This window comes from Chondromyces apiculatus DSM 436 (genome assembly GCF_000601485.1).
Taxonomy (GTDB): domain Bacteria; phylum Myxococcota_A; class Polyangia; order Polyangiales; family Polyangiaceae; genus Chondromyces; species Chondromyces apiculatus.
The window spans coordinates 113,916-137,536 of the sequence record NZ_ASRX01000017.1 but is presented as its reverse complement, the minus strand read 5'-3'; the positions used below and the strand labels follow the sequence as shown (position 1 = coordinate 137,536).

The following is a 23,621-nucleotide window of genomic DNA, read 5'->3' as shown; positions in this document are numbered from 1 at the left end:
GTACAGCGTAGGGGCCGAAGGCCCCTGCTCCAGGGTACGCAGTACTCACATGATGACCCGCATGCGCCGGGCGCCGAAGCGCTCGCGGGTGTGGTCGAAGCGTCCGGCGATGGGGTGACCGCACCCCGCGCAGTTTCCTTGCGCGTCGAGCCGCTGGTCGAGGATGCGGTACCAGTCGCGCACCAGCACCGCCTCGCCGCACCCGGGGCACAGCGTGCTCCCGCCCTGCGTGTCGTGCACGTTGCCGGTGTACACGTACCGCAGCCCTTCCTTCTGCGCCCGATCGCGGGCCCGGGTCAGCGTCGAGGCTGGCGTGGGGGGCAGGTCGACCATCTTGTAGTCGGGGTGGAACGCCGTGAAGTGCAGCGGCACGTCGGGTCCCAGCGCGCTCGCCACCCACGCCGACAGCTCGCCCACCTCGCGCTCCGAGTCGTTCTGACCGGGGATGAGCAGCGTCGTGATCTCCGTCCAGACCTTCGTCTCGTGCACGAGGTACTGGAGCGTCTCCTTCACGGCCTCCAGGTGGGCGCCGGTCAGCCGGTGGTAAAACTCTTCCGTGAACCCCTTCAGGTCCACGTTCGCGGCGTCCATCTTCGCGTAGAAGTCTCGCCGCGCGGCGTCGTGCATGTACCCGGCCGTCACCGCCACCGTCTTCACCCCGAGCGCGTGGCAGGCGTCGGCCGTGTCCATCGCGTACTCCATGAAGATCACCGGGTCGTTGTAGGTGAACGCCACGCTCCGGCAGCCGTTCCGATGCGCGGCGCGGGCGATCCCCTCGGGGCTCGCCTCGTCCGCGATCCGCTCCATCTCCCGGGACTTGGAGATGTCCCAGTTCTGACAGAACTTGCACGACAGGTTGCAGCCCGCGGTGCCGAACGAGAGCACGCTCGACCCCGGGTAGAAGTGGTTGAGCGGCTTCTTCTCGATGGGGTCCACGCAGAAGCCGGACGAGCGCCCGTAGGTCGTGAGCACCATCTGGTCGCCCACCCGCTGACGCACGAAGCAGAACCCCCGCTGGCCCTCCTTGAGCGAGCAGTCGCGCGGACACACGTCGCACTGGATGCGCCCGTCGTCGAGCGCGTGCCAGTGGCGCGCAGGGTGTTCGGTCCCAGGATTCATGGTCAGCTCCAGGGGGACGCGGCAGCGCGGCGTCGCGGCCGGTCCAGGTCCTCATCGCTCCACTTCTGGAGCGCGTAGCGGTACAGCGACACCTCCGGCGACCAGTAGCTCGGAGGCAACCCGGCCTTCATCTTCAGGCTGCACAGGAAGTCCCGCCGGTCCGGCAGCGAGTTCCACACCGTGGGCAGGTACGTCGCGCGCCTCCCCACCGCCTCGAAGACCACCCCGTCCACGCCGGGCCTGAGCTGGGTGAGGGCGTCCTCCTCGCTCGTGAAGGTGATGCGCTCCAGGGGCCCGAGCAGCGACACCTCGATCTCCAGCTCGTCGAGGTCGCCAGCGTCGAGCCGCGTCGCCCGCGGGTCGATGAACGCCGCCGACGAGGCGTTCTGGCGCACGTCGTCGAAGAGCCGGCGGCGCGGCTCGATGCTCCCGATACACCCGTGCAGCTCGCCGTTGCGGTGCAGGGTCACGAAGGTGGCGGCGGGTTCGAGCAGCCATCCGTCGCGCTCCGGATCGGGCCGCGGCTCCTCGACATCGGGGATCCCGAGCCCGGTCGCGATGGCGCTCCTGGCAAGCTCCACGAGCCGGACTCCTCGTTCTTTACTCAGCGTCTGCATGCGCCTCCTCGCCTCCTCGTTGTGTCTCTCTGGATCCAGCCGCGTAGAATGCGAAGGCGCCGTACCCGACCACCTCCGCCCTGCCTCCAGCCGTGTCCCCGGAGCTGCGCAGGTCGAGCATCTCCGGGCGCATCCCCTTCTTGCGGGCCACCACGAGCAGCCCGTTCACCGGCGTCGCCCCGCAGGCCTGCTCGTGCTGCAGGGGCGCCTCGGTGAGGTTCACGATCGCCTCCGCCGTTGCGCCATCGAGGGCGCGCGCGACTGCGTAAGGCAGGTAGTGCGACAGGTCCGAGCTGACGACGACGAGCGTCTCGTCCCCGCCCCACAGCGCCTCGATGGTCCGCGCCACCTCTTCGGGTGCGGCGTCCCCCACGCAGAGCGGCACCAGGGCAAAGTCCCCGAGCGCGCGGATCAAGAAGGGAAGCTGCACCTCCAGCGAGTGCTCCTTCAGGTGCGCCGCCGCGCTGCGCTTCACCCAGGGGATGGCCGCGAGCGCCTCCCTGTCCACGCGCACGTTGCCGAGCGGCGTCTCCAGCGCGTCGGCTTCCGGCAGCACGAGCCCTTGCACGTACACCCGGTGCGCGGGCCCGAGCAGGACCACGCGGCGGATGCGGCCTGCCGCGTTGCGGAGCGTGGCGTACGCGCTCGCGGCCACCGGCCCCGAGTAGATGTAACCCGCGTGCGGGACGATCAGCGCCTTGGGCGTGACGGACTCTCGGGGCGTGCTGACGGCGCCGAGGAGCGCATCGACGCTTTGAGAAAGCTCGGCGGAGGTACCCGGGTAGAACAACCCAGCCACCGCAGCAGGACGGACATACGTCATGCGCGGAAGGTAAGGCAGCACCCTGGTAAGTGCAGGTCAGCCGTAGTCAGTGAGGGCGATCTTGCTCCTCTCAGGGTGCTGGATGACCCTGTCCGATGGGTCGCAGGACCCCGTCCGATGGGTCGAGGGACCCCGTCCGATGGGTCGCAGGACCCCGTCCGATGGGTCGAGGGACCCTGCTCGATGGGACGAGTGACCCTGCTCGATGGGTCGCAGGACCCCGTCCGATGGGTCGCAGGACCCTGTCCGATGGGTCGAGGGACCCCGTCCGATGGGACGAGTGACCCTGCTCGATGGGTCGCAGGACCCCGTCCGATGGGTCGAGGGACCCTGCTCGATGGGTCGAAGGACCCTGCTTGAGGGGTCGAGGGACCCCGTCCGATAGGTCGCAGGACCCCGTCCGATGGGTCGAAGAACCCCGTCCGATAGGTCGAGGGATCCTGCTCGTTGGGTCGAGTGACCCCGTCCGATAGGTCGAGGGATCCTGCTCGATGGGTCGAGGGACCCCGTCCGATAGGTCGAGGGACCCCGTCTGGTAACGCGGAAATTGCGGTGGAAAGGCTGGGCAGTCCGGTCTGCTGGGTCGCATGTGGCTGCGCTTGGGATGCGTGCTGGTTCCGGTCCATGCAGGACGGAGGATGCGCTAGGTAATGCAGCGTGCGCCCGCTCCTCATCGTCAACCCCCGCTCTGCAGGCGGCAAGACCGGCCAGCTCTTCGATGGCCTCGCTGATCCCATTCGCCGCTCGCTCGGGGACTTCGATGTCCAGCGGACCGAGCACCCGCGCCATGCGGTGGACCTGGCGCGCGAGGCGGCGCTCGCAGGGCGCGAGCTGGTCGTCGCCGTCGGCGGAGACGGGTGCATTCACGAGGTCGTCAACGGGCTGATGCAGGCGCGGAAGAGCGGAGACGCGCGCACGCGCCTCGGCCTCATCGGGCAAGGGACGGGCGGCGACTTCCGCCGCACGCTGGGCATCGAGCACCGGCTCGATCAGTACTGCGCCGCCCTCAAGCACGGGCGCATCCGCACCATCGACGTCGGGCACGTGCGCTACCACGACCACGAGGGACGCCCCGCCGAGACGTACTTCATGAACATCCTCTCCGTGGGCCTCGGCGGGCTCGTGGACCAGCACGTCGCGCGCATGCCGAAGACGGCGGGCGGCGGGCTCGCGTACTTCGCCGCGTCGGTGCGGGGGCTGCTCGGGAGCCGCATCGGCCGGGTGCGCTGTCGCCTCACCCTGAAGGGCGAGACGCGCGAGATGGACGTGGAGACCCGCCAGCTCGCGATCTGCAACGGCCGGGTGTTCGGGGGCGGGATGCAGATCGCGCCGATGGCCGAGGTCGACGATGGCGTCTTCGAGGTGGTCGACCTCGGGTCCTCGCCGCTGCCGCGGTTCGTGGCCGTCTCGGTGGGCGTCTACTCCGGGCGCCACCTGCGCAGCGCCGACGTGCAGCACCACCGCTGCGAGCGCATCGAGATGGAGCTGCTCAACAAGGACGTCGCCGATCGCTTCCTGCTCGACGTCGACGGCGAGCCGCTCGGACGCCTTCCGATCGAGGTGTCGCTCGTGCCCCGCGCGCTCGACGTCATGGTCCCGGCGTGAACGCGGTGTACGACGCATCGCGCTACCACGAACGTCCTTCGGATCCTCCGCGGGAGGGTGGTAGATGGGTGGGGTCATGAGCGACCCCGACGCCCACGTGCCCGCCGCTGATTCGACCTCTGGACGCTCCGACGGGGTGCGGCGCGCGCCGCCGCGCCTGCTGGTGGTTGGCTGCGGGGGCATCGGGGGTGTCGTCGCGGCGCACCTCCTCGAACAGGGACACGACGTCACGGCGCTGACCACCAACGTGGGCATCGCCGACGCCATCCACCTGCACGGCTTCCGGGTGCGCGGCGAGACGGGGCCCGGCACCGTGCGCGGGAACGTGGTGCGGTCGCTGGGGGCGAAGGACAGGCCGTTCGACTACGTCCTGCTCGCGACCCAGCCCCCGCAGGTGGAGGAGGCCGCGCGCAACGTGCTGGGGCACCTGGCGCCGGACGGGGCGATGGTGTGCTTCCAGAACGGCCTCTGCGAGGAGCGGGTGGCGCGCATCGCGGGGGAGGGACGCGTGCTCGGGGGGATCGTGGCGTGGGGCGCGTCGATGCTGGAGCCGGGCGTGTACGAGCGCACGAGCCCCGGGGGGTTCGTGCTCGGCCGGCACGACGGCGCGCGTGATCCGCGGCTCGACGAGCTGGGGCGGATCCTGGAGGCGATCGGCCCCACCACGGTGACGGACAACCTCGCCGGCGCGCGCTGGTCGAAGCTCGCCATCAACTGCGCGATCTCGTCGCTCGGGACCATCGCCGGCGACAGGCTGGGGGTGCTGATGCGCCACCGCTTCATCCGCAGGCTGGCGCTGGAGATCATGACGGAGGTGGTGGCCGTGGCGCGTGCCACGCGGGTGCGGCTGGAGAAGGTGTCGGGCACGCTCGATCTCGACTGGATCGCCCTCACCGAGGCCGAGCGGCAGGTGGCCGGGTCGGCGGGGCTCGTCGCCAAGCACGCGCTGCTCCTCGCGGTGGGGGCGCGCTTCCGCAGGATGCGGTCGTCGATGCTGTCGGCGATCGAGCGGGGTCGGACACCAGCCGTGGAGTTCCTGAACGGCGAGGTGATCAGCCGCGGCAGCGATCTCGGGATCCCCACGCCGATCAACGCGGCCATCCGGGACGAGGTGCTGACCGTCGCGGCCGGGCGTCATCGCCCCGGGATGGAGTACGCGCGCGCGCTGTTCGACCGGACGCGCGACCTCGCCGCAGGGGCCCAGGTCCCGGTGAGCGCGGTGGTGGCCAGCGCATCCGCTCCGGCGGGTGAGGGTGAGGATGCGGAGAGCGCGGCGTCTGCGGAGAGTGCCTCGGACGTGGTGAGCACGGCGGGCGCCGAGCACGCACCGCACGCACCGCAAGCACCGCGAGCACCGCGAGCACCCCACGAAGAGGCCGTGAACGCTGCGGACGGTGACGAGCCGCGTGACGGGCCCGGCGCGGCTGCCTGACGCGGCTGCCTGACGCGAAGGTCGTGGCTCGCGCGCCGCGAAGTCCAGTACCATCCGGGGAACGGTCGGCGCAGCCACGAGGGTCTCGCGTCGAAGGGAGTCGCTTGCGATGAAATGCTGGTCGGTCCTCGCTTCGCTCCCGCTCGTGTTGCTCCTCGGCGGCCCGCTCGTCGCGTGCGACGGCGGTGACGACGGGGTGGGAGGCGCGGGCGGTGGTGCAGGAGGCGCGGGAGACGTGGGCGGTGCGGGAGGTGCGGGAGGCGGCACGGCGAGCACGTCGAGCGGCGTCACGGAGGCGCCGACGCGGTTCTTCCTGCGCATCGAGGACGGGCCGCCGCCACCCATCGTGCTGGAGCTGGACAAGCAGAAGGCGCTCGAGGTGTTCGGCGAGGAGGCGGCGCGGGAGATCCGGCTCCTCGACGTGGACTCGACGGCGATGCTCGGCAACGTGCTCACGCGGATCCAGAACGCCTGCGGGACGGGGTGGCAGGCCGATAGCCTGAATCCGGGCCACGACTGCGCGGCGACGGCGCTCGGGCAGAGCTTCGGGGCTGCGTGGCAGACGACGCCGGAGTTCGCGATGGTGCGGCTGCTCAGCATGACGCCGGCCAACGCCGACGTGACCGGGACCTCGCTGGAGGACTTCGAGAAGCTCATCAGCGAGAACCCCTCGACGTTCTCGATCACCTTCGGGGGCGTGCTGGCGGAGAGCATGGGCATCCCGAAGACGGCGCCGTTCGTGCCGCTCGATCAGCTCGTGGCGGTGCTGAAGCAGCAGCTCATGGGGACGCACCCGGCCATCGGGAATGCGGAGGGATTGCTGCCGATCACCATGTTCGATGCGCTGAACGACATGACGCCGCTCGCGACGAAGCTCGGTCCGGTCGGCGCGGCCCCCTGGAGTGGGAACGGGGAGCACCCGGGGGTGCTGGTGCCCGACAGCGATGGGTTCACGACGCGCAGCGACGCGCTCACGCCTGCCTTCACGATGCGCGTGGTGGCGGAGTCGAACCTGCGCTGGGTCTCGGGCGTCGATCTGTCGGAGGGGGCCGGGGACATGTTCCTGCGTGAGGGGGACGCGGCGCTCGCGTTCGACTTCCTCGATCCAGAGCGGCTGGACATTCAGGGGGTGGCCGAGGCGCCGACGATGGACATGCGCTTCTCGCTGCGCGAGCAGGTGGGGATCGTGCCGTCGTGCGTGGAGACGGAGGCGTGCAAGGGGAACTATCCCAGCACGCCCGTAGGAAACGACACGCTGTGGACGCTGCGCCCCTTCCTGCTGGAGTCCATCGTGGGAAGGGCCGGGCTGCTCACCTACGAGCAGCGGATGTTCGAGAAGTGCTACTTCACCTACGGCGGTGTGTGCCGGACCGGGGTGGAGATCGGACAGGCTCCCGACCCCACCGGCTGGACAGTCTTCATGAACCAGTTCCAGTTCAGCGGGGAGCCGCCGCTCGAGGTGCCGGCGCCGCAGTTCCTCTGGGAACTCCTGTCGGAGGTGGCGCAGGTGGCGGTGCACGATCCCGATGGCGACGGTGTGCCCGACATCGACGAGGGTGCGGCGGCGCCCGTCTTCGCGCTGCACGAGGTGCCCATCGGCCTGACCGGGCCCGATCTGGTCGCGCAGATGCGGCCGGCGCTGCAGAGCCAGGAGGACTACATCGCCGAGGTCATCCTGGGGCGGTTCTGGAAGAACAACGACGCGCTCGACTTCTTCTACCGGCGCGCCGACGAAGGCGGTCAGCCGTACCTCTACTTCGTCGCCGAGTCCGACCTGCGTCCCGACCCGAGTAACCCCGACGCGCCGCGCGCGTACACCTACGAGCGCCCGGGGTTCTTCAAGGACGTGGATCTCGGCGAGGAGGGCCGGCTCTCGGCGAAGAACATCGACGGGGTGGAGGACACGGAGCACGAGAAGCTCCTGCTGCCCCAGGGCGAGACGGTCCTCTACATGCAGGACGACGAGGGCGCGCGGTACGAGGTGCGCTTCTTCGTCCCCGAGGCCGGGTCGCTGGAGATCACGGCCGACGTCCACCGCGTGGAACTGTGAGCGCGTCAGGGAGAACGATGATGCGACGTGCACTTTGCCTCTTCGCTGCGCCGCTCCTCGCGGCCACGCTGTCCGGCTGCGTCACCGAGGTCACCCTCGACGAGACGCCGCCCACGTCGACGCTCGCCGTGGGCGAGAGCCGCACGGTGGAGCTGCGGTTCCTGCGGTTCGACGTGGAGCAGTTCCAGCAGTCGCTGACGCTCACGGACCTCAAGGCCCTGCCGACGCGGGTGCTTCAGGACACGTGGCTGCTCGACCTCGACATGTCGACGCTGGTGCAGAACGCGCTCCAGCAGGTGGCGTACCTGCCGCCGGCCGAGGCGCACGCGCTTGCCCAGCCCGCGCGGAACCTCTGGAAGCTCCTCAACCTCACCGCCGAGAGCACCGACCTGCGCGGGACGCGGCTCGAACCGCTGCTCGGGGTGGGCAAGGCGGTGGGCCTGCCGCCCTCGCTGATCCTCGCGGACCTCGCCCAGGTGGGCGAGAACGACCCGCTCATCTCCACCGAGACCACGGCCCAGGCGGTGCTCAGCAACGTGGTGGCGACGCACCCGAACGCGCAATTCCGGCGCGGGCCGGTGAACGTGGACCATCCCGATGGGCTCTACCTGGTGACGCCTGGGTCGATCCCCGTGTACCTCGCCGACGTCGTCGACAGCTTCGCGAGCCTGGCGGAGAGGTTCGGGCCCGCGCCCGCGTGGGAAGAGGGAGCGCCGGCGCACCCGGGGTTCGTGGTGGCCTCGTCGCCGGTGTCGGCGGCCACGGACGCCTTCCGGATGAAGGTGAAGGTGAACCTCAACGCCCTGCCCTACAAGGGGGTGGACGCGACGAACGCCACGGTGGCGAGCGTGAACAGCACCGGCGGTCAGATCGAGAACATCTTCGATTTCGACAGGCCCGACTGGCTGTCGCTGGAGGGGCTCGCCGAGGACCTGAAGATCGGGGAGCTGACCATGGCCATCGGCGAGAACGACGGGTTCCTGCCGAGCGGAGACGCGCGGGATCCGCTGCCGTACGGCAACTCGCCGGTGTGGGAGACGCCGCGGTGGGAGATGGAGCACCTGCTCGCGTCGGCGGGGTTCGCGCGCGCGCAGGCGCTGACCGAGCACTGCTCGGTCTATGCGCCGCAGGGCACGGTGGAGGAGCCGTTCGAGGCGGTGAACGTCTGCGTGGACGGGACGGGGTGGGTGGACATCCAGGTGGATCCCAGCGTGGTCCTCGATGAGCCGCCGCCGCCGCCGTCGTACTTCTGGGACGTGCTGCTGGAGGTGGCGCAGGTGAGGCTCCACGACGGGGAGCTCGCGGAGGGCGCGGCCGACGTGGAGATCACGGTGCGCGACGTGCCGGTGGGGGTGAGCACCGAGACCTTGGTCACCAGCATCCGCGACAACATCCAGGGCAATCCGAGCGCGCTGCGCGGGGTGGCGGAGCAGCTCAATGACAACACCGCGGGGGACGCCGATTTCTATTATTACCAGACGGCGGAGGGGGAGGACTTCCTCTACTTCATTGCGCCGGAGGATCTGCGGCTCGACGCGGAGGGGAACCCCGTCCGGGAGTATGGCTATCAGCACCCCGGGTTCTATGCCGACGCGGATCTCGCGGAGAAGATCTCCTCGCGCGAGGAGGTGGACGGCGACAGGGCGCACGAGAAGGTGGCGATTCCGGTGGGGACTTCGCTGTTCTTCGAGGACGACGGGGGCGCGGTCTACCGCGTGGATGCGGGTGAGAAGCCGAGCCTGCACAAGGCGGCGCTGACGCTGACGCGCATTCGCTGAATCCACGCCATTCGCCCACCACGCATTGCAGGGCGCGCGCGCTCGCGCGGAAGAGGGTCACGGGAGGATGTTTGACGCAATGAGAGCTCGCCGCAGGAATCTCGTCGCAATGGCCGCCGCCCTCCTCGGCGGAGTCACCTTCGCGCCAGCGGCGGCGCGCGCCTCCGGCCTCGACGCGCCCATCGTGGGGCCGGGTGACGCCGGCCCGACCACGGCCGACGCCGCGTCCGTGCAGTGGAACCCGGCGGGGCTCGCGTTCGTGAAGCGCCCCCAGCTCCTCCTCGGGGCGGGGCTCATTCTGGGACGGGTGACCTACCAGAGGGAGCGCATCGGGCGCTACCAGACGCCCGACACCTTCCAGTTCAAGACGCCCCTCGATCCGGCGAACATCGACGCGAGCAAGACGGGCTTCACGGAGGAGGTGGGGGCGACGCCGATCGCGCCGACGGGCGACGCGTTCCTGGCGGTGCCGGTGCACGAGCGGCTGACGGTGGGGCTCGGGGTCTACGTCCCCCACGCTGCGGCGCTGAGCTTTCCCGCGGACGGGGCGCAGGCGTGGCAGCTCCGGGAGGCGTTCATCGTGGCCTCGTTCATCACGGCGAGCGCCGGGGTGCGCCTGACCGACAGGCTCGCGGCGGGGCTCGGGATCTCGTACGTGACGGGCGTGGCGGAGCTGTCGAAGCTGCAGGACTTCGCCTCGCTCGACGAGTTCCGGGGGGCGTTCGCGAACGATCCCATCAACCAGCCCAACGACTTCGGTCCCGACGCGCCGACGGAGGTGCGGGAGCTCGACGTGCTGTCGCGCCCCATCTCGGTGAAGCGGGCGCTGTCGCACGGGGCGACGTTCAACGTGGGGCTGACCTGGCAGACGACGGACGCGCTCACGCTCGCCGCGGCGTACCAGCACGGCAGCCGGATGCGCTACGTGGGCGACTTCGCCATCGACATGAACGACCCGCTCTTCACCCAGGACCTGGTGTCGCAGGGGCTGCAGTACAAGCCGCTGCTCCAGGGGGACGCGGAGCTGACGTTCCGGCTGCCGCGCCGGATCACGCTGGGCGCGGGCTTCCAGGCGTCGGACGCGTTCCGGGTGGATGGCTTCGTGCAGTACGTGACCTACTCGGACGTGGACGCGTTCGTGGTGGAGACGCGCTCGCCGGATCTCGCCCAGCCGAAGCTCGGGATCGGTGACCGGGTGAAGGTGCGGCTGCCGCGCGACTGGAGCGACACGATCTGGGTGGAGGCGCGCGCGCAGTACCGGGCGACGTCGTGGATGAAGGCCTGGGTGACGGCGGGGTACCAGTCGCCCGCGTCGCCGGACAGCACCATCGACGTGGCCTCGCCGGACGGCCACCGGTTGATCGGCGGCGTGGGCGGGGAGCTGGAGGTGACGGATGGCTTCTCGCTCCTCGGAGAGGCGCGGCTGCAGGGCATCCTGCCGCGCACCGTGACCGAGTCGGACCACGATCTGGGCAACGGAACGTACGGGATGTTTCTGGCGGCCTTGGGCGGACACCTGCGCTTCAAATTCTGACGCAGCGAGGAGCGGGGGGATGCGGCCAGGGACGCAGGGTGTGGGGCTGGCCGGCGCGGCTGGCCGGTGGCCGGCCAGTGGTCAGCCAGTCCGGCCAGAGGTCCCGAGATCCGCGCGGCCCTGCGGCAGTGAAGGGGCCGTGGAGAGGTGGCTCGGACCACGGAACGGACAGCGGTACGCGGGCTTGGGCTGCCGCTGGCGAGAGCGCTCACCTCCGTCGGTGTGCGGGATGGGGCTTCCGAGACGCGAGATGCCCGAGCGGGTGCAGGGCCTGCATCTTGCAGCCGCATCCCCCCGTGATGGTGCGCCGCATGAAGGATGACCGCCAGACGCCCGGAGGGCTCCGCGTTCCGCGCGTCGGGGCCGAGAAGCCTGCGACCCCCGAGGAGAGCGACAGAGAGAGGACCGGCTCGTCGACGGGCTACAGCTTGATCTTCCAGCCGCGGACGGGGGAGGGTCGACGGGTGGGGGAGAAGCAGCAGACGGGGGAGGGTCGACGGGTGGGGGAAGGTCGACGGGTGGGGGAAGGTCGACAGGCGCAGGAACTGCGCAGGCCGGTGCTCGTTGCGGAGGAGGAGACGAGGGAGCAGCGGGCGTCGTGCGATCTGGAGGCGACGCTGGTGCAGCCGCGCTCGCGGCGGCGTGACTCGGCGCCTCCGCTGACGGGCTGCTACCTGCCGGGCGACGTGCTGGCCATGCGCTACCGCCTGATCGAGCCGATCGGGGAGGGAGGCATGGGGTCGGTGTGGCGCGCGCGGAGCCTGGGGCTCGACGTGGACGTGGCGCTGAAGCTGATCCGGCCGGACACGGAGGTGCCGCGGGCGGCGGAGCGGCTGATGAAGGAGGCGCGGGCGGCGGCGCGGGTCACGCACCCGGCGGCGGTGCGGATGATCGACTTCTGCCAGTCGGAGGCGGGGGAGCCGTTCCTGGTGATGGAGCTGCTCGACGGGGTGTCGCTGTCGGAGTGGGTCGCGGAGGGGCGCCGGATGCAGCCGGTGGAGGCGGTGCGGATGCTCCTGCCGATCGTGGGCGCGCTCGCGGCGGCGCACCGGGAGGGGATCGTGCACCGCGACGTGAAGCCGGCCAACGTGGTGCTGGTGCAGGAGAGCGAGCGGCTCACGCCGAAGCTCATCGACTTCGGCATCGTGGGGATGACGACGGGGACCGCGTCGCCGCGGCTGACGCTGCAAGGGATGGTGCTGGGCAGCCCGGTGTACATGGCGCCGGAGCAGATCCGGCCGGTGCACGGTGAGCCCGACGAGCGCACCGACGTGTGGGGTGTGTGCGTGACGCTCTACGAGGCGATGGCCGGGCGGCGGCCCTTCGAGGGAGGGAGCATGCCCGAGACGGTGACGGCGATCTTGCACGCGCCCGCGGTGCGGCCCGAGGTGCTCGCCGGGGAACCTGCGTTGTGGGCGATCCTGGAGCGCGGGATGGCGAAGATGCCCGGGGCGCGCTGGGCGACGATGGGCGAGCTGGGACGCGCGATGGCGGCCTGGGCGGCGGCGCGCGGCGTGGTGAGCGATGCGTCCGGTGCGTCGCTCTCGGCGTGCTGGTCGACGGCGCAGCGCGACGGCTGATCGCGCGCGTGATGACCGCTGCATCGTGAGCCGTCGGCGCTGGCCGAAGGGGCCTGGCGGAGGTAAAGCCAAGGTGTCATGCCAGCCGAGCTGCCACCCACTCCGAAGGACCTGTCTCGTGACCTCTCCGGTGTCCTGGCTGCGGCGTGGGCCGAGCAGGAGACGTCGGTGATCTCGCCGCAGATGCAGGCGCTCTTCATGCAGGCGCCGGCGTCCATCGCGGTGTCGCTGGGACCCTCGCACCGCATCGTGCTGCAGAACGAGGCGCACCGGCTGGCGGTGGGCCGCGACATGGTGGGCCGCGTGGTGGCCGAGGGGTTACCCGAGCTCGTCGAGCAGGGATACCTCCTGCTGCTCGATCGGGTCTACCAGACGGGTGAGCCTTACTCGGCGCGAGAGGCGCCGACCTCGTTCCGGAGCGCCGATGGGTCGCGGCGCGTCGGCTACCACAACTTCATTTACCAGCCGCTGCGCGACGACACCGGGCAGGTCCGCGGGCTCGTGTACATCGGCCACGAGGTGACCGAGATGGTCAAGGCGCGGCAGCGCGCCGAGGAGCTCGCAGAGAGCCAGCTCGCGACGATCGCGGCGCTGCGCGCGAGCGAGGCGCTGGCACTGCGGCAGATGGTGGAGCTACAGTCGGTCTACGATCACGCGCCCGTGGGGCTGTGCGTGCTCGACACCGAGCTGCGGTGGGTGCGCATCAACCACCGGCTCGCCGAGAACAACGGCTTGCCCTCCGCGGCACACATCGGCCGCAGCATCCGCGAGCTGCTCCCCACGGTGGTGGAGCGCGCCGAGCCGGAGCTGCGCCACCTGCTCGCGACCGGGGAGCCGGTGCTGGACATCGAGCTGCGGGGGGAGACGCTGGCCCGCCCGGGGGTGCAGCGCACGTGGGTGGAGAGCTTCTACCCGCTGTTCGACGGCAACCGGCAGGTGATCGGCATCAACGTGGTCAGCCAGGAGGTGACCGAGGAGCGGAGGCGCCAGCGGGGGATGGAGATCCTGGCGGCGGCCGGGAAGGTGCTCACGGCGTCGTCGGAGATGGGGGGGATGCTCGCCGGGGTGCTGCGGCTCCTCTTGCCGGACCTGGCGACGGTCGCGCTGATCGATCTCGCGGCGAGCGAGGAAGCGCTCTCTCCCGAGCTGCACGTGGCCTGCGAAGACGAGGTGGTCGAGGTCAGGCTCCGCGAGGAGCGCCGCCTCCGCGCGCTCACCGAGGAGCACCCGATCACGAGGGCGCACCGCTCTCGCAGGCCGTTCATCGTGCAGGAGCGGCGGGAGGTCGACGCGAGCCTGGGGGCGGGGAGCGAGGTGCTCGGGCTGCTCGAAGGGCTGGGGCTGTGCTCGGCGATCGTGACACCGCTCCTGGCGCGCGGGCGCTCGCTGGGCGTGCTCACGCTCGCCTCGCGGCACCTGCTCGACGAGGTGGACCTCGCCCTGGCCGAGGAGCTGGGGCGCCGGGTGGGGGTGGCCGTGGAGAGCTCGATGCTCTTCGAGATGGCGCAGGCGGAGCGGCGGCGGGTGGAGGAGGCGAACCGGGCGAAGGACGAGTTCCTGGGGGTGGTGAGCCACGAGCTGCGCACGCCGCTGACCTCCATCCTGGGGTGGGCGTCGATGCTGCGGCACCGGCAGCTCTCGGACGAGATGCGGCAGCGAGGGCTGGAGACCATCGAGCGCAACGCGCGGATGCAGACCCAGCTCATCGAGGACCTGCTCGACATCACCCGGATCACCACCGGCAAGCTGCGGCTGCAGGTGAAGCCGGTGGATCTCGCGCGTGTGGTGGAGGCGTCGCTCGACGCGGTGAGGCCCGCGGCGGAGGCCAAGGGCGTGCGGCTCGAGGCGGAGATCGATCCGGCGATGGGGCGCGTGCTGGGAGACGCGGAGCGCCTGCAGCAGGTGGTGTGGAACCTCCTGTCGAACGCGGTGAAGTTCACCGAGCGGGAGGGCCGGGTGCGGATCGTGCTGCGCCAGACCGCATCCGCCGCCGAGATCGCCGTGGAGGACACGGGCAAGGGCATCGATCCGCTCTTCTTGCCCTTCGTGTTCGAGCGCTTCCGGCAGGCCGACACCAGCACGACGCGCCACCACGGGGGGCTCGGCCTGGGGCTCACCATCGTCAAGCATCTGGTCGAGCTGCACGGCGGGACGGTGGCCGCGCTCAGTGGAGGCGCAGGGCAGGGGGCGCAGTTCCAGGTGCAGCTCCCGCTGTCTCTGGCGCTGCTCACGGAGGCGCCCCTCTTGCGGGCAAAGCCGGAGGGGACGGCGGTGGAGCCCCTCGCGAGCAGCGAACACGGCGTCTCAGGGCTGCGGGTGCTGGTGGTCGACGACGAGCCGGATGCGCGCGACCTGATCGCCGCGGTGCTCGGGGAGCACGGGATGGCGGTCACCTGCGCCAGCTCCGCGGCCGAGGCGCTGGAGACCCTGCAGAAGGTGCGTCCGGACATCCTCGTCTCCGACATCGGGATGCCGGGCCAGGATGGCTACAGCCTGATCGAGCAGGTGCGCGCGTTGCCGCCGGAGCAGGGTGGGCGCACGCCCGCGGTGGCGCTGACCGCCTACGCGCGGGTGGAGGACCGGACGCGGGCCCTCCTGTCGGGCTTCGACATGCACCTGGCCAAGCCGGTGGAGCCGACCGAGCTGCTCTCGGTTCTGGGCTCCGTTGCGCCTGCGTGAATGGGTGATCCCGGGTGACGCCGCCCGGAGTACGGGGGGTCCAGTTGACGTGGGAGGACGCCTGCAGGAAAGGTCGGCTCATGACCGAACCGGTGCTGGCGATTCATGGTTTCAAAGGGTGGGGCTCGGTGATCGTCGAAGCGGCCTGCGCGCTCGTCGGCGAGCCGTACACGTTGCACGAGGTCGAGCCGGGGGCCCCGGGGCCAGCGTTCGATGCGCTGCTCAGGTTGAATCCGCTGGGGCAGGTGCCGACGGTGGTGCTCCCCGACGGGACCGTGATGACGGAGAGCGCAGCGATCATCCTGTGGCTTCTCGAACGGCACCCGGGCTCCGATCTCGCGCCGCCGCCCGGTGATCCGCGGCGCCCCGTGTTCCTGCGCTGGCTCATCTACTTCGTTGCGGCGATCTACCCGATGTACACCGTCGGTGATTACCCGGCGCGGTGGGGAGCCGAGGGTGAGGAGGCCGGAAACAGGCTCAAGGAGGCGACGGTGCAGCGGACGCTGAGCTGCTGGAAGAACATCGAGGAGAACCTCTCCCCGGGCCAGTACCTGCTCGGTGACAAGCTCACCATGCTCGATGTCTACGGGTCGGCGATGTCCCGCTGGAGGCCGGGTCGCGCGCGGATCCGTGCGGTGGCACCCCGGGCCGTCGCGGCTGCGGAGCGGGCAGAGGCCCACCCGGTGCTCGCCGAGGTCTTCAAGCACAACTTCCCCACGTGACCGGCTCCTCCGCGTAGCGCCTCCGGGTAGGATGCGCTGCAGGGACCGCCACGCATGGGCAATGTCAAGGGTAGCGCGCTGGGGAAACTCAAGGAGGTCGTGGGCCAGAGGTACGGCGCTTCCGGGATGAAGCGCTGGACCTCGGGGCTCGACGCCGAGCAGGGCGCGGCCATTCACGGGTTGATTCTGCCGAATTCCTGGTATCCGGTGCGACTCTGGAATGACCTGGTCGACCGTTACATTGCGCAGTTCGGGGGAGGGGATCCGCAGAGCTTTCGGCAGGTTGCCGAGCAGGTTGCGGAGACGGACCTGAATACCTTCTTCAAGGTGCTGCTCAAGATGGGATCGCCGGCGCTGGTGCTGCGCCGTGCCAGCTCATTGTGGGAGCGTTACTTCGATGTGGGCGTGATGGAGCCGGTGGAGCGTGGCCCCCGTCATTTCTTGCTCCGGCTCACGGCGCCGCGCTCCGTGGAGCGTGGTCCTGGACCGGTGACCTGCGCGGTGGGGGTGCCGGCTTGGCAGGAGCGGGCATTGCGGAGCGCAGGCGCGCTGGGCGTCCGCTCGACACACGTGGCGTGCCGGTTCAAGGGCGCCACGACGTGCGAATTCGACGTGATCTGGCCGTGACCTTGACGCCGGGCTGCAGGGGGTGTGCCCCTGCAGCGCCGGGGGTCATCAGGTCATAGCGCGGCGTAGATCGTGGAGAATGCGGCAGCTTCGCCGCGGAGCAGCACGCCGAGGCGGGGATTCGGCGCCTTGAAGGTGTGGAGCTTGGCATTGCGCACGTCGAGGAGCGCCAGGACCTTGCCCGGGTTGCTCTCGGCAAGGCCGCCCGCGAGCAGGTTGAGCACCACCGTGGTGCGCTTGGCCGAGAGCGGCTCACCCCGGAAGTAGATCTTGATGAGGTGCGGCTTGCCGTCGATCACCAGACCCAGGTCGGGGTTGATGTTGATCTCCACGTCACCGAGCTTGCAGGAGCCGACCGGGGGCTCGAACCAGGTCATCTTCGACGAGGCCTGCAGCTTGCGATACCCCTCGACAATCGAGGGGTAAACCCGGCGCCGGCGCTCGTCGCGCTGCGCCGCGAGGAACTCGTCGAGCACCGTGTCGGGCTTGCCGTTGCGGTGCATGTCCACGATGGCCTCGCGGATCTGCCGGTAGAAGTCGAAGCTCAGATCGTCTTTGCGCTCCTTCCACTCACGGACACCGGCCAGCTTGGGGGTTCCGGCCTTGAGCACGAAGTCCACGAAGTACGTCAGCGAGATCTTGTCCATGGGATGCTCCTCTGCGTCGCGGTGCGCCACGACGTGGCGACCGCTCAATCCTGCGTTTTAGGTGTTCCGGTCTTAACACGGATGGCACTCCAAACCCATTGAATTAGCCGTCGGATGGGACAGAGAACGTCCTCCCGTACAGAGCTCTTCGGTGATGTCCACACCCGCCACGATCAGCGATACGCCCGGCAAAGCAGCGGTATTCCGAGACGTTCCGGATTTCGACGGTTGCAGCAACAGATAAGCACCCTCCCCGCGACAGCTTCACGTCAGATCCAACCATTCATGCGCTGTGAGCGAATGCGCGTCAGATCGCGCGACAGATTGGTCACAGGCCCCCGCACGGGTGAGACAGCGCAACCGCGGCGCGATTGGGGCTTTTCAGCAGATGACGCAGCGCTCTGGCGAACCCTGACGCGGTGCTTTGGTGCTTCGACGATGCGCGGTGACGCAGTGCTCTGCGCGCAGTGACGCCTCGCGCTGAGGGGCCACGGGCGGTGACGCCTCGCGCTGAGGGGCCACGGGCGGTGACGCCTCGCGCTGACGAACCACGGGCAGTGACGCCTGGCCCGGGCAGCGAAGGGCCCACAACAAGGCAAATAGGGCGGCAGTTTGTGGCTCACCTGACCATCGGTGCAGGCTGCCTGGCCGTGGTGGTTTCTTGGCCCGATCGGGCGACCTTGGTTAACGACGCTCTCACCGGGGCACGTCCAGGAGACGCAGGTGGTCTTCGCGGGCGCGCATCAAGCTCGGGATGACGTCGCGCTGCGGCGAGCATCCCTGGCGCGGAGCGGAGTGCCGATGGAATACGCGGCGTACGACAGGGTGCGAGAGGATGGCGATGGGGGCACGCTGCCGCGGAGCAGCACGGCTCGGGCAGGTTCGTCCTCCGAGGCGCTGACGATGCCCTGCGTCAAGCCGGCCGTGGACAGCGCGGTCGAGGAGGCGTGCGGGGAAGGGCCGAGGTCGATGCCGTGGTGCGTCGACCGGGGGCAAGCCCTCGAGGCGATGAGCTCGGGGGCGCTGTGGCAGGCGCTGGAGTCTGGCGCGCTGCCTCCCGAGACGCGGGTGTGGCGCGAGGGCCTGGAGTGCTGGACCGAGGCCCGTCAGGTGCGGGAGCTGCGGTGGACGGTGTCGCGGCTGGACAGGTCCGAGGAGGCCGCCGGTGGCGACGCGGCGACGGCGCTGGTGAGCGCAGGGATGACCCCCGCGGAGCTGGGCCCGGTGCGGGACTGGGCAGGGGTCGATCCGGCGCACGGGTACGAGGGCGAAGTCTCCAGAGGGAGCCGCGAGGAGCGGTCCGTGCTGCCGACCATGGTGTCCACGCCAGAGCCTTCGCCTTCGGAGACGCCGGAGCTGTCCGAGCGGGCGCTGTCACATCCGATCTCTCTGGAGCTGCCGACGTCGTTTCCGGTGGCACCTCCCCCTGCCACCTCGCGCGCCTCCGGCGCCCAGCGAGAGGTGGGAGCCGCCTCTGCGAGCGGAGAGGAGGAGCTGCCCCTGAACGTGGACAGGGCGGCGCGGCTGCCGGAAGAGCTGTCCCCGGTGCGCGCCTCGAGGCTTCAGCGGTTCGCGGCCCGGCTCGGGCGTCGGCGGGACGCAGTGCTCGTCGCTGCAGGGTTCTCGCTCGCTGGCGTGGCGATCGGCGCTGCCCTGGCAGAGACCTGGGAGCCGCCGCAGGCGCTGGCCCTGGATGTGTCCGCGGCGCTGCCTCCCGATGTGACGTCGGGAACCTCGGCGCCTGCTGGAGAGGATGTGAGCGGCGGAGACTCCGGCGCTTCAGCCGACGTGGTGGGGGTCGAGGCGGCTCCTTCGGGGGAGCAGGTGACGCAGAGCGGTCCGCGCTGCGCGGAGCGTGGTCAGCACCGGCTGCGGCGTGGTCACGCCGATCGGTTCCGCGGTCGGAGGGCCGACGCGGCTGGTGCGGAGCGCGCTGACTCGCGCTAAGGTGCCGGCGCACCGCAGGCAAGCGGCACTACTCCGGCGTCGTTCAAGGGCAGGACGGGGGACTTTGAATCCCCTAATCGTGGTTCGAATCCACGCGCCGGAACCAGAAGGCCCCCCGCGGACTCGTAGCGGTCGTCTTGGACCCGCGCGATCGTCATCCGCTCTTCCGCGAGCTGGCTCGCCTGGGGGGAGCACCCCGGAAACCAGGCGACCCTGCCCCGCGTGCGGGGTCCAGGGACGAGGCGCGCCGGAGGTTTCCAGAGGAGAAGCGACGAGGTAGTAGCGCGCCCGAGCCCTGGTTGTTTACGGTGCTCTCTGAGCAGGGGGCACCGGGCTCCGGAGGCACGGACGGCGTGGTCGACGAGGAGGAGGCTCAGTTCATCGCGCGGCTCGTGGCGCGCGACGAGAGCGCGTTCAACGAGCTCGTGGTCCTCTACGAGCGCCGTGTGTACGGCCTGGTGTTTCGCATGCTCGGTCGGCGCGAGGAGGCCGAGGATCTGTCCCAGGAAGTGTTCGTGCAGGTCTTCAAGGCCATCGACCAGTTCCGGGGCGATTCGAAGCTGTCGACGTGGATCTACCGGATCGCCGTCAACCTCTGCAAGAACCGCTCGAAGTACCTGTCCCGCCGCTACGCCAGCTCGACCGACGACCTCGACGCGATGGTGGATCGGGCTCCCCTCTCCGCCGCGAAGGGGGTGAGCGTCGGCGACGTGAGTCGCCCCGACGAGCTGGTGGAGGGCATGCAGCTCGAGATGGTCGTGAAGCGCGCCATCGCGCAGGTGGATCCGGAGTTCCGCGAGGTGTTGATCCTCCGCGACGTGGAGGACCTCTCGTACGAGGAGATCGGGGCGGTGACCGGCCTGGCGGAAGGGACGGTCAAGAGCCGCATCCACAGGGCGCGTACGCAGCTCAAGGCCCTTGTCGAGAAGGCCATGGGTGAGAAGCTGAAGGGCGGCAGATGAGCACAACGGATGAGCCCAGGCCCGGCCGATCGGGAGGCGACATGGGGGACCCGCCTTCCAGCGATCTGCCTCCCGCGTCCCCGACGATGGAGGAGGAGCAGTCCTCGCCCGAGGACCAGGTGATGGACGAGGAGCCGATGCTCGACGAGGTCGACGTGCGCGAGCTCCTGCGCGGCGCGCTGCAGCCTCCGGCAGAGGTGCCGCGCGACATGCTCCGCGGGGTGCAGCGGCGGATCCGTCACCGCTCGCGCGGGAAGTTCTACGCGGATGGATGGAGCACGACGCGCTCGCCGCGCTCGGTCTACCTGACGACCAGCATCCTGATGCTGGTGCTCATCGCCTTCGTCCTGCTGGTGCTGATCCCGTGGGGCGGAGGCGCCCTCCCCTGAAGCGCTGACCGGGCAAGGGCCGGCGCTGGTCGCCTCAGGGGAACGCGGGGAGTTACTGCGTCCAGCGCACGAGGACGCTGGTCACGTTGTCCGGACCGCCGTTCTCGTTGGCGCGTTCGATGAGCTTCGAGGTCGCGGTCTGGATGTCGGAGTACTTGCCGAGGATCTCGGCGATCTCCTCGTCGGAGACGGGGCCCGAGAGGCCGTCGGAGCAGAGCAGGTAGACGTCGTTCAGCTTCGGGGTCTCGAAGCGGGTGTCCACCTTCACGGTGTCCTTCATGCCGAGCGCCCTGACGATCACGTTCTTGTGAGGGAAGTTCGCGATCTCCTCGGGCGTGAGGCGCTTCATCTTGATGTAGTCGTTGAGGAGCGAGTGGTCCTCGGTGAGCATCTCCAGGTTGCCGTCGCGGAAGCGGTAGACCCGGCTGTCACCGACGTGGGCGATGTAGATGCCGTCGTTGGCGGTGAAGATGCCGACGAACGTCGTCCCCATGCCCCGCTTGCGCGCCTCACGCTGGGCGGTCTCGTAGATCCGGAGGTTCGCGAGTTTGATTCCGGTGATCAGCCGGTTCTCCTCGTAACCCTTCGTCCTGTCCATTTTGTATGGCCAGGTGCGCTCCGGGTCCTCCTGGGTGGCCGCGAAGAACTCCTGCATGGAGTCGACGGCCATCTTCGAGGCGACCTCGCCGGAAGCGTGGCCACCCATCCCATCGGCCACCATGAACAGGCCATACTCAACCAGAATGCCGAAGTTGTCTTCGTTGTGGTTGCGCTTGCGCCCGACGTTGGTCTCGCCGGCGACTTCGATGCGGAACGGTTGAGCCACGAGTCACCCGGAAGCGAGCCCATCACGGCGGGCCCGGAGATTCGCGCCTGAAAGCGCGGCTAGAGCCGGCGGCTCCAGCGGTCATCCTGGAGGTTACAGCGCCAATGTGTCAACGGGATCGCGCTCGGGGAGCAAAACTCCTTTGTCTGTGAGTGCCAGATAGAGAATTTGCCAGCGTCAGCGCGGTCGGGCGGCAGGTGCCTTCCGGCGCGGGGCGCTCGCGGGAGGGGGGTCGGCCGGAGGAGCCGGGTTCTGGGCGGCAGCGGCCTTGGCATCGGGTGCAGCGCGCAGAGTAACGGTGACCTGCCGGTAACGGCCATCGCTACCGAACACGATGAGGGGCAATTTCTCTCCGACCGCGTGGATCCGGATGGCCTCCGACAGCGCCTCCGGTGTGGTGACAGGGGTGCCGTTCACCGCGAGGATCATGTCGGCCATCCCCTTGTCGCCGCCTCTGAGCTTGGCCTCGTCGGCAGGTCCGCCGGGGTGGACGCCCGTGACCCGGACGCCCCTCGCGAGCGTGCCAGTCTCACCAACCCCCTGGATGCCGAGCCACCCGGAGGGCTGGACGGCGGTCGGCGGGACCGTGCGCAGGAAGTTGCGGATGGCGTGGATGGGCGCGCCGAAGGCCACCGGGGAGCAGGGCTTGTCTCCGTCGCTGGGAGCGCATCCCCGGCCAAGGACGCCGACGACCCGCCCCTCCTCGTCGAGGATGGGCGCGCCCAGGTCGGCGGGGGAGACCCGGGAGCCGAGATCCAGGACGTCGTCGAGCTCTTGATCGTCTCCGCCGAGGAGGTTCCGCTTGCCTCGCAGGACCAGGGGCGCTGCCGCAGGCTTGCCCCGGACCGCCGTGAAGGAGCGGATCTCGGCGTCCTTGCGCACCGGATCCCGCGCGGATGCCGTGAGCCCCTCCTTCCACTTGCCGCTCTGCGGGATGAGCAACGCGAGGTCCCACACCCGGTCATGGTGCCCGAGCTTGACCCGCGCCTGCGTGCCATCGGCGTAGCGCACTTCCAGGTGGTTGCCCGGTCCGAGCGTCGAGAGCGCCGTGAGGATGCGCCCGTCGCCCGCGAGCACGCTGCCCATGCCGAGCACCTGATCTCCGCGCGCGATCACCACCACCCCCCGCAGCGCCCGCTCCTCCAGCGTGGGGGCCTTGGGCGCCTTCGGCTTCGCGTCCTTCCCGGCCTTGGCGGTCGCTTCCCGGGTGTCCTCTGCAGCTTCCTCTCCGGGCTCCTGCGCGTCGGCAGCGGGGGGCGGAGGGAGGGGAGGGGGCGCCTTCTTCTTCTTGCTGGTGGGTCGGGGGGGCGGCGCCGGCGCCCGCTCCTCCTCCGCCTCGTCCTGAGATGCCTCCTGATCGGGGTCGTCCTGGGCCATCGCCCGCGGTGTGACGAGGAGGCCACACAGGCCGAGCGTGAGGCACGCCAGGAGCCGGCGTTGACGATGCTTCACAGCAGGCCTGTCAACCACGGGGCCGGGAGTGGCGATGGGCGCAAGGCTCGAAGGGGTGATCTCGATCATGGGCGGCTCCTCGTCGCGGATCCGGAGTTTGCTGCGGTCGGGGCCAATTGCAAAGGGCGGACCAGTGTACGTTGAAAGATGGGCGGGGAGTCGGGCGACGCGGACGTCCACGGACGGTGACGAAAACGACGTCGGGCGAAAAAAAGCGGTCACGAATCGGGGGGACGAGGACACATGGCCAGCGAGAAGGCGGGTATGGCGGCTGGACTGGCGCTGGTGGGGTCTGAGGATGAAGAGGGGCGCTCGATCGAGGCGCTCATCGGAGCGGGAGATTACCGGCAGGCGCTCACGCACTGTGCCCGGGCTCACGCGATGGCGCTCGGGAAGCTCTGCATGGCCTTTACAGGGTCCCAGGCGGAGGCCGAGGAGATGGTGCAGGAGACACTGCTCGCGGCTTACGACGCGTTTCCCCAGTACCGGGCCGAGGGGAGCGTGCGCGCCTGGCTCTTCGGGATCGCGCGTCGTCTCTGCGGGCGTCATGCCGAGATGAAGACGCGGCGGGAGTCCAGGCTCCGGCTGGTCCACGACACGCGCCCGAGGCCCGACGCGGGCGAGCTCGCGCTGGAGAAGGAGCGCGCCGAACGCGCGCGCGCCGCGCTGGCGAAGCTGAAGCCGAGCGAGCGCGAGGCGGTGGTGCTCCGCTTCGAGGGCGGGCTGTCTTTCAAGGAACTGTCCATCGCCTGCGGGGTGGACGAAGCGGCAGCGCGCAAGCGCGTGAGCCGTGCGCTGGCGAAACTGCGTGCAGAGCTGGGCGAGGAGTAGA

General features: G+C 70.0%; 19 protein-coding genes and 1 tRNA gene. 14 read left to right on the top strand and 6 right to left on the bottom strand.

Features of this window, described 5'->3' with window-relative positions; all coding sequences use genetic code 11:
• Positions 1-45 precede the first annotated feature (45 nt).
• From amrS to amrB, 3 genes are read right to left on the bottom strand one after another with little or no spacing between them, the layout of a single operon-like run.
• Positions 46-1,119 (bottom strand): AmmeMemoRadiSam system radical SAM enzyme, encoded by a 1,074-nt coding sequence (gene amrS, locus CAP_RS13000; RefSeq protein WP_044240421.1) that lies wholly within the window; start codon positions 1,117-1,119, stop codon positions 46-48.
• Between the two features lie 2 nt (positions 1,120-1,121).
• Entirely contained in the window at positions 1,122-1,700 is a 579-nt protein-coding gene (gene amrA / locus CAP_RS12995) for an AmmeMemoRadiSam system protein A (protein WP_052374994.1), read from the bottom strand.
• Between the two features lie 19 nt (positions 1,701-1,719).
• Positions 1,720-2,559: an AmmeMemoRadiSam system protein B gene (gene amrB, locus CAP_RS12990; protein WP_044240418.1), complete on the bottom strand. Its 840-nt coding sequence runs from the start codon at positions 2,557-2,559 to the stop codon at positions 1,720-1,722.
• A gap of 657 nt (positions 2,560-3,216) precedes the next feature.
• On the opposite strand from amrB, the gene CAP_RS12985 reads away from it, so the two are divergent.
• The 9 genes from CAP_RS12985 (at position 3,217) to CAP_RS12945 (ending at position 16,566) form a co-directional block, all read left to right on the top strand.
• Complete coding sequence (locus tag CAP_RS12985) at positions 3,217-4,164, top strand: diacylglycerol/lipid kinase family protein (protein ID WP_044240415.1); 948 nt, start codon at positions 3,217-3,219, stop codon at positions 4,162-4,164.
• A gap of 76 nt (positions 4,165-4,240) precedes the next feature.
• Entirely contained in the window at positions 4,241-5,596 is a 1,356-nt protein-coding gene (locus tag CAP_RS12980; RefSeq protein ID WP_081864846.1) for a ketopantoate reductase family protein, read from the top strand.
• 109 nt (positions 5,597-5,705) lie between these two features.
• On the top strand, positions 5,706-7,646 hold the full coding sequence (locus tag CAP_RS12975) for a hypothetical protein (RefSeq protein WP_044240412.1): 1,941 nt from the start codon (positions 5,706-5,708) through the stop codon (positions 7,644-7,646).
• A gap of 20 nt (positions 7,647-7,666) precedes the next feature.
• The gene (locus tag CAP_RS12970) at positions 7,667-9,424 is read left to right on the top strand and encodes an acetyltransferase (RefSeq protein WP_197041151.1); all 1,758 of its coding nucleotides are present in this window, start codon (positions 7,667-7,669) and stop codon (positions 9,422-9,424) included.
• A gap of 109 nt (positions 9,425-9,533) precedes the next feature.
• Complete coding sequence (locus CAP_RS12965; RefSeq protein WP_081864837.1) at positions 9,534-10,958, top strand: OmpP1/FadL family transporter; 1,425 nt, start codon at positions 9,534-9,536, stop codon at positions 10,956-10,958.
• Positions 10,959-11,269: 311 nt separating this feature from the next.
• Complete coding sequence (locus CAP_RS12960; RefSeq protein WP_269324271.1) at positions 11,270-12,538, top strand: serine/threonine-protein kinase; 1,269 nt, start codon at positions 11,270-11,272, stop codon at positions 12,536-12,538.
• Between the two features lie 78 nt (positions 12,539-12,616).
• The gene (locus CAP_RS12955) at positions 12,617-15,217 is read left to right on the top strand and encodes a hybrid sensor histidine kinase/response regulator (protein ID WP_052374990.1); all 2,601 of its coding nucleotides are present in this window, start codon (positions 12,617-12,619) and stop codon (positions 15,215-15,217) included.
• Positions 15,218-15,297: 80 nt separating this feature from the next.
• A complete protein-coding gene (locus CAP_RS12950) occupies positions 15,298-15,939 on the top strand; it encodes a glutathione S-transferase family protein (RefSeq protein ID WP_044240407.1) in 642 nt (213 codons plus the stop codon).
• 54 nt (positions 15,940-15,993) lie between these two features.
• A complete protein-coding gene (locus CAP_RS12945; RefSeq protein ID WP_044240406.1) occupies positions 15,994-16,566 on the top strand; it encodes a hypothetical protein in 573 nt (190 codons plus the stop codon).
• A gap of 53 nt (positions 16,567-16,619) precedes the next feature.
• On the opposite strand, the gene CAP_RS12940 is transcribed toward CAP_RS12945, so the two are convergent.
• Positions 16,620-17,213, bottom strand: coding sequence for a hypothetical protein (locus tag CAP_RS12940; RefSeq protein WP_044240599.1), 594 nt, complete (start codon positions 17,211-17,213; stop codon positions 16,620-16,622).
• Positions 17,214-18,014: 801 nt separating this feature from the next.
• Between CAP_RS12940 and CAP_RS12935 the strand changes: the two genes are divergently transcribed.
• The 4 genes from CAP_RS12935 (at position 18,015) to CAP_RS12920 (ending at position 20,511) form a co-directional block, all read left to right on the top strand.
• Positions 18,015-19,160: a DUF4339 domain-containing protein gene (locus CAP_RS12935; protein ID WP_197041150.1), complete on the top strand. Its 1,146-nt coding sequence runs from the start codon at positions 18,015-18,017 to the stop codon at positions 19,158-19,160.
• Between the two features lie 32 nt (positions 19,161-19,192).
• Positions 19,193-19,266 (top strand) — tRNA-Gln (locus CAP_RS12930).
• Positions 19,267-19,468: 202 nt separating this feature from the next.
• Positions 19,469-20,122 (top strand): sigma-70 family RNA polymerase sigma factor, encoded by a 654-nt coding sequence (locus CAP_RS12925; protein ID WP_044240400.1) that lies wholly within the window; start codon positions 19,469-19,471, stop codon positions 20,120-20,122.
• The gene (locus CAP_RS12920; RefSeq protein WP_044240397.1) at positions 20,119-20,511 is read left to right on the top strand and encodes a hypothetical protein; all 393 of its coding nucleotides are present in this window, start codon (positions 20,119-20,121) and stop codon (positions 20,509-20,511) included. The genes CAP_RS12925 and CAP_RS12920 overlap by 4 nt, the downstream gene beginning before the upstream one ends.
• Before the next feature lie 52 nt (positions 20,512-20,563).
• Here CAP_RS12920 and CAP_RS12915 read toward each other — a convergent pair whose 3' ends face one another.
• On the bottom strand, positions 20,564-21,337 hold the full coding sequence (locus CAP_RS12915) for a Stp1/IreP family PP2C-type Ser/Thr phosphatase (protein ID WP_044240394.1): 774 nt from the start codon (positions 21,335-21,337) through the stop codon (positions 20,564-20,566).
• 177 nt (positions 21,338-21,514) lie between these two features.
• Positions 21,515-22,858, bottom strand: a complete 1,344-nt coding sequence (locus tag CAP_RS12910) for a S1C family serine protease (protein ID WP_081864836.1) — start codon at positions 22,856-22,858, stop codon at positions 21,515-21,517.
• A gap of 174 nt (positions 22,859-23,032) precedes the next feature.
• Here CAP_RS12910 and CAP_RS12905 point away from each other — a divergent pair, with 174 nt between their 5' ends.
• Positions 23,033-23,620, top strand: coding sequence for an RNA polymerase sigma factor (locus CAP_RS12905; RefSeq protein WP_231511415.1), 588 nt, complete (start codon positions 23,033-23,035; stop codon positions 23,618-23,620).
• Position 23,621: the final 1 nt, after the last annotated feature.

What these genes read in the sequence shown, in the direction of transcription:
- CAP_RS12935 (WP_197041150.1), top strand. Translation starts at nt 18,015, where the DNA reads ATGGAATACGCGGCGTACGACAGGGTGCGAGAGGATGGCGATGGGGGC.
- CAP_RS12905 (WP_231511415.1), top strand. Translation starts at nt 23,033, where the DNA reads ATGGCCAGCGAGAAGGCGGGTATGGCGGCTGGACTGGCGCTGGTGGGG.
- CAP_RS12945 (WP_044240406.1), top strand. Translation starts at nt 15,994, where the DNA reads ATGGGCAATGTCAAGGGTAGCGCGCTGGGGAAACTCAAGGAGGTCGTG.
- CAP_RS12910 (WP_081864836.1), bottom strand. Translation starts at nt 22,858, where the DNA reads ATGATCGAGATCACCCCTTCGAGCCTTGCGCCCATCGCCACTCCCGGC.
- CAP_RS12960 (WP_269324271.1), top strand. Translation starts at nt 11,270, where the DNA reads ATGAAGGATGACCGCCAGACGCCCGGAGGGCTCCGCGTTCCGCGCGTC.
- CAP_RS12955 (WP_052374990.1), top strand. Translation starts at nt 12,617, where the DNA reads ATGCCAGCCGAGCTGCCACCCACTCCGAAGGACCTGTCTCGTGACCTC.
- CAP_RS12970 (WP_197041151.1), top strand. Translation starts at nt 7,667, where the DNA reads ATGCGACGTGCACTTTGCCTCTTCGCTGCGCCGCTCCTCGCGGCCACG.
- amrS (WP_044240421.1), bottom strand. Translation starts at nt 1,119, where the DNA reads ATGAATCCTGGGACCGAACACCCTGCGCGCCACTGGCACGCGCTCGAC.
- CAP_RS12940 (WP_044240599.1), bottom strand. Translation starts at nt 17,213, where the DNA reads ATGGACAAGATCTCGCTGACGTACTTCGTGGACTTCGTGCTCAAGGCC.
- CAP_RS12965 (WP_081864837.1), top strand. Translation starts at nt 9,534, where the DNA reads ATGGCCGCCGCCCTCCTCGGCGGAGTCACCTTCGCGCCAGCGGCGGCG.
- CAP_RS12975 (WP_044240412.1), top strand. Translation starts at nt 5,706, where the DNA reads ATGAAATGCTGGTCGGTCCTCGCTTCGCTCCCGCTCGTGTTGCTCCTC.
- CAP_RS12920 (WP_044240397.1), top strand. Translation starts at nt 20,119, where the DNA reads ATGAGCACAACGGATGAGCCCAGGCCCGGCCGATCGGGAGGCGACATG.
- amrB (WP_044240418.1), bottom strand. Translation starts at nt 2,559, where the DNA reads ATGACGTATGTCCGTCCTGCTGCGGTGGCTGGGTTGTTCTACCCGGGT.
- CAP_RS12950 (WP_044240407.1), top strand. Translation starts at nt 15,298, where the DNA reads ATGACCGAACCGGTGCTGGCGATTCATGGTTTCAAAGGGTGGGGCTCG.
- CAP_RS12980 (WP_081864846.1), top strand. Translation starts at nt 4,241, where the DNA reads ATGAGCGACCCCGACGCCCACGTGCCCGCCGCTGATTCGACCTCTGGA.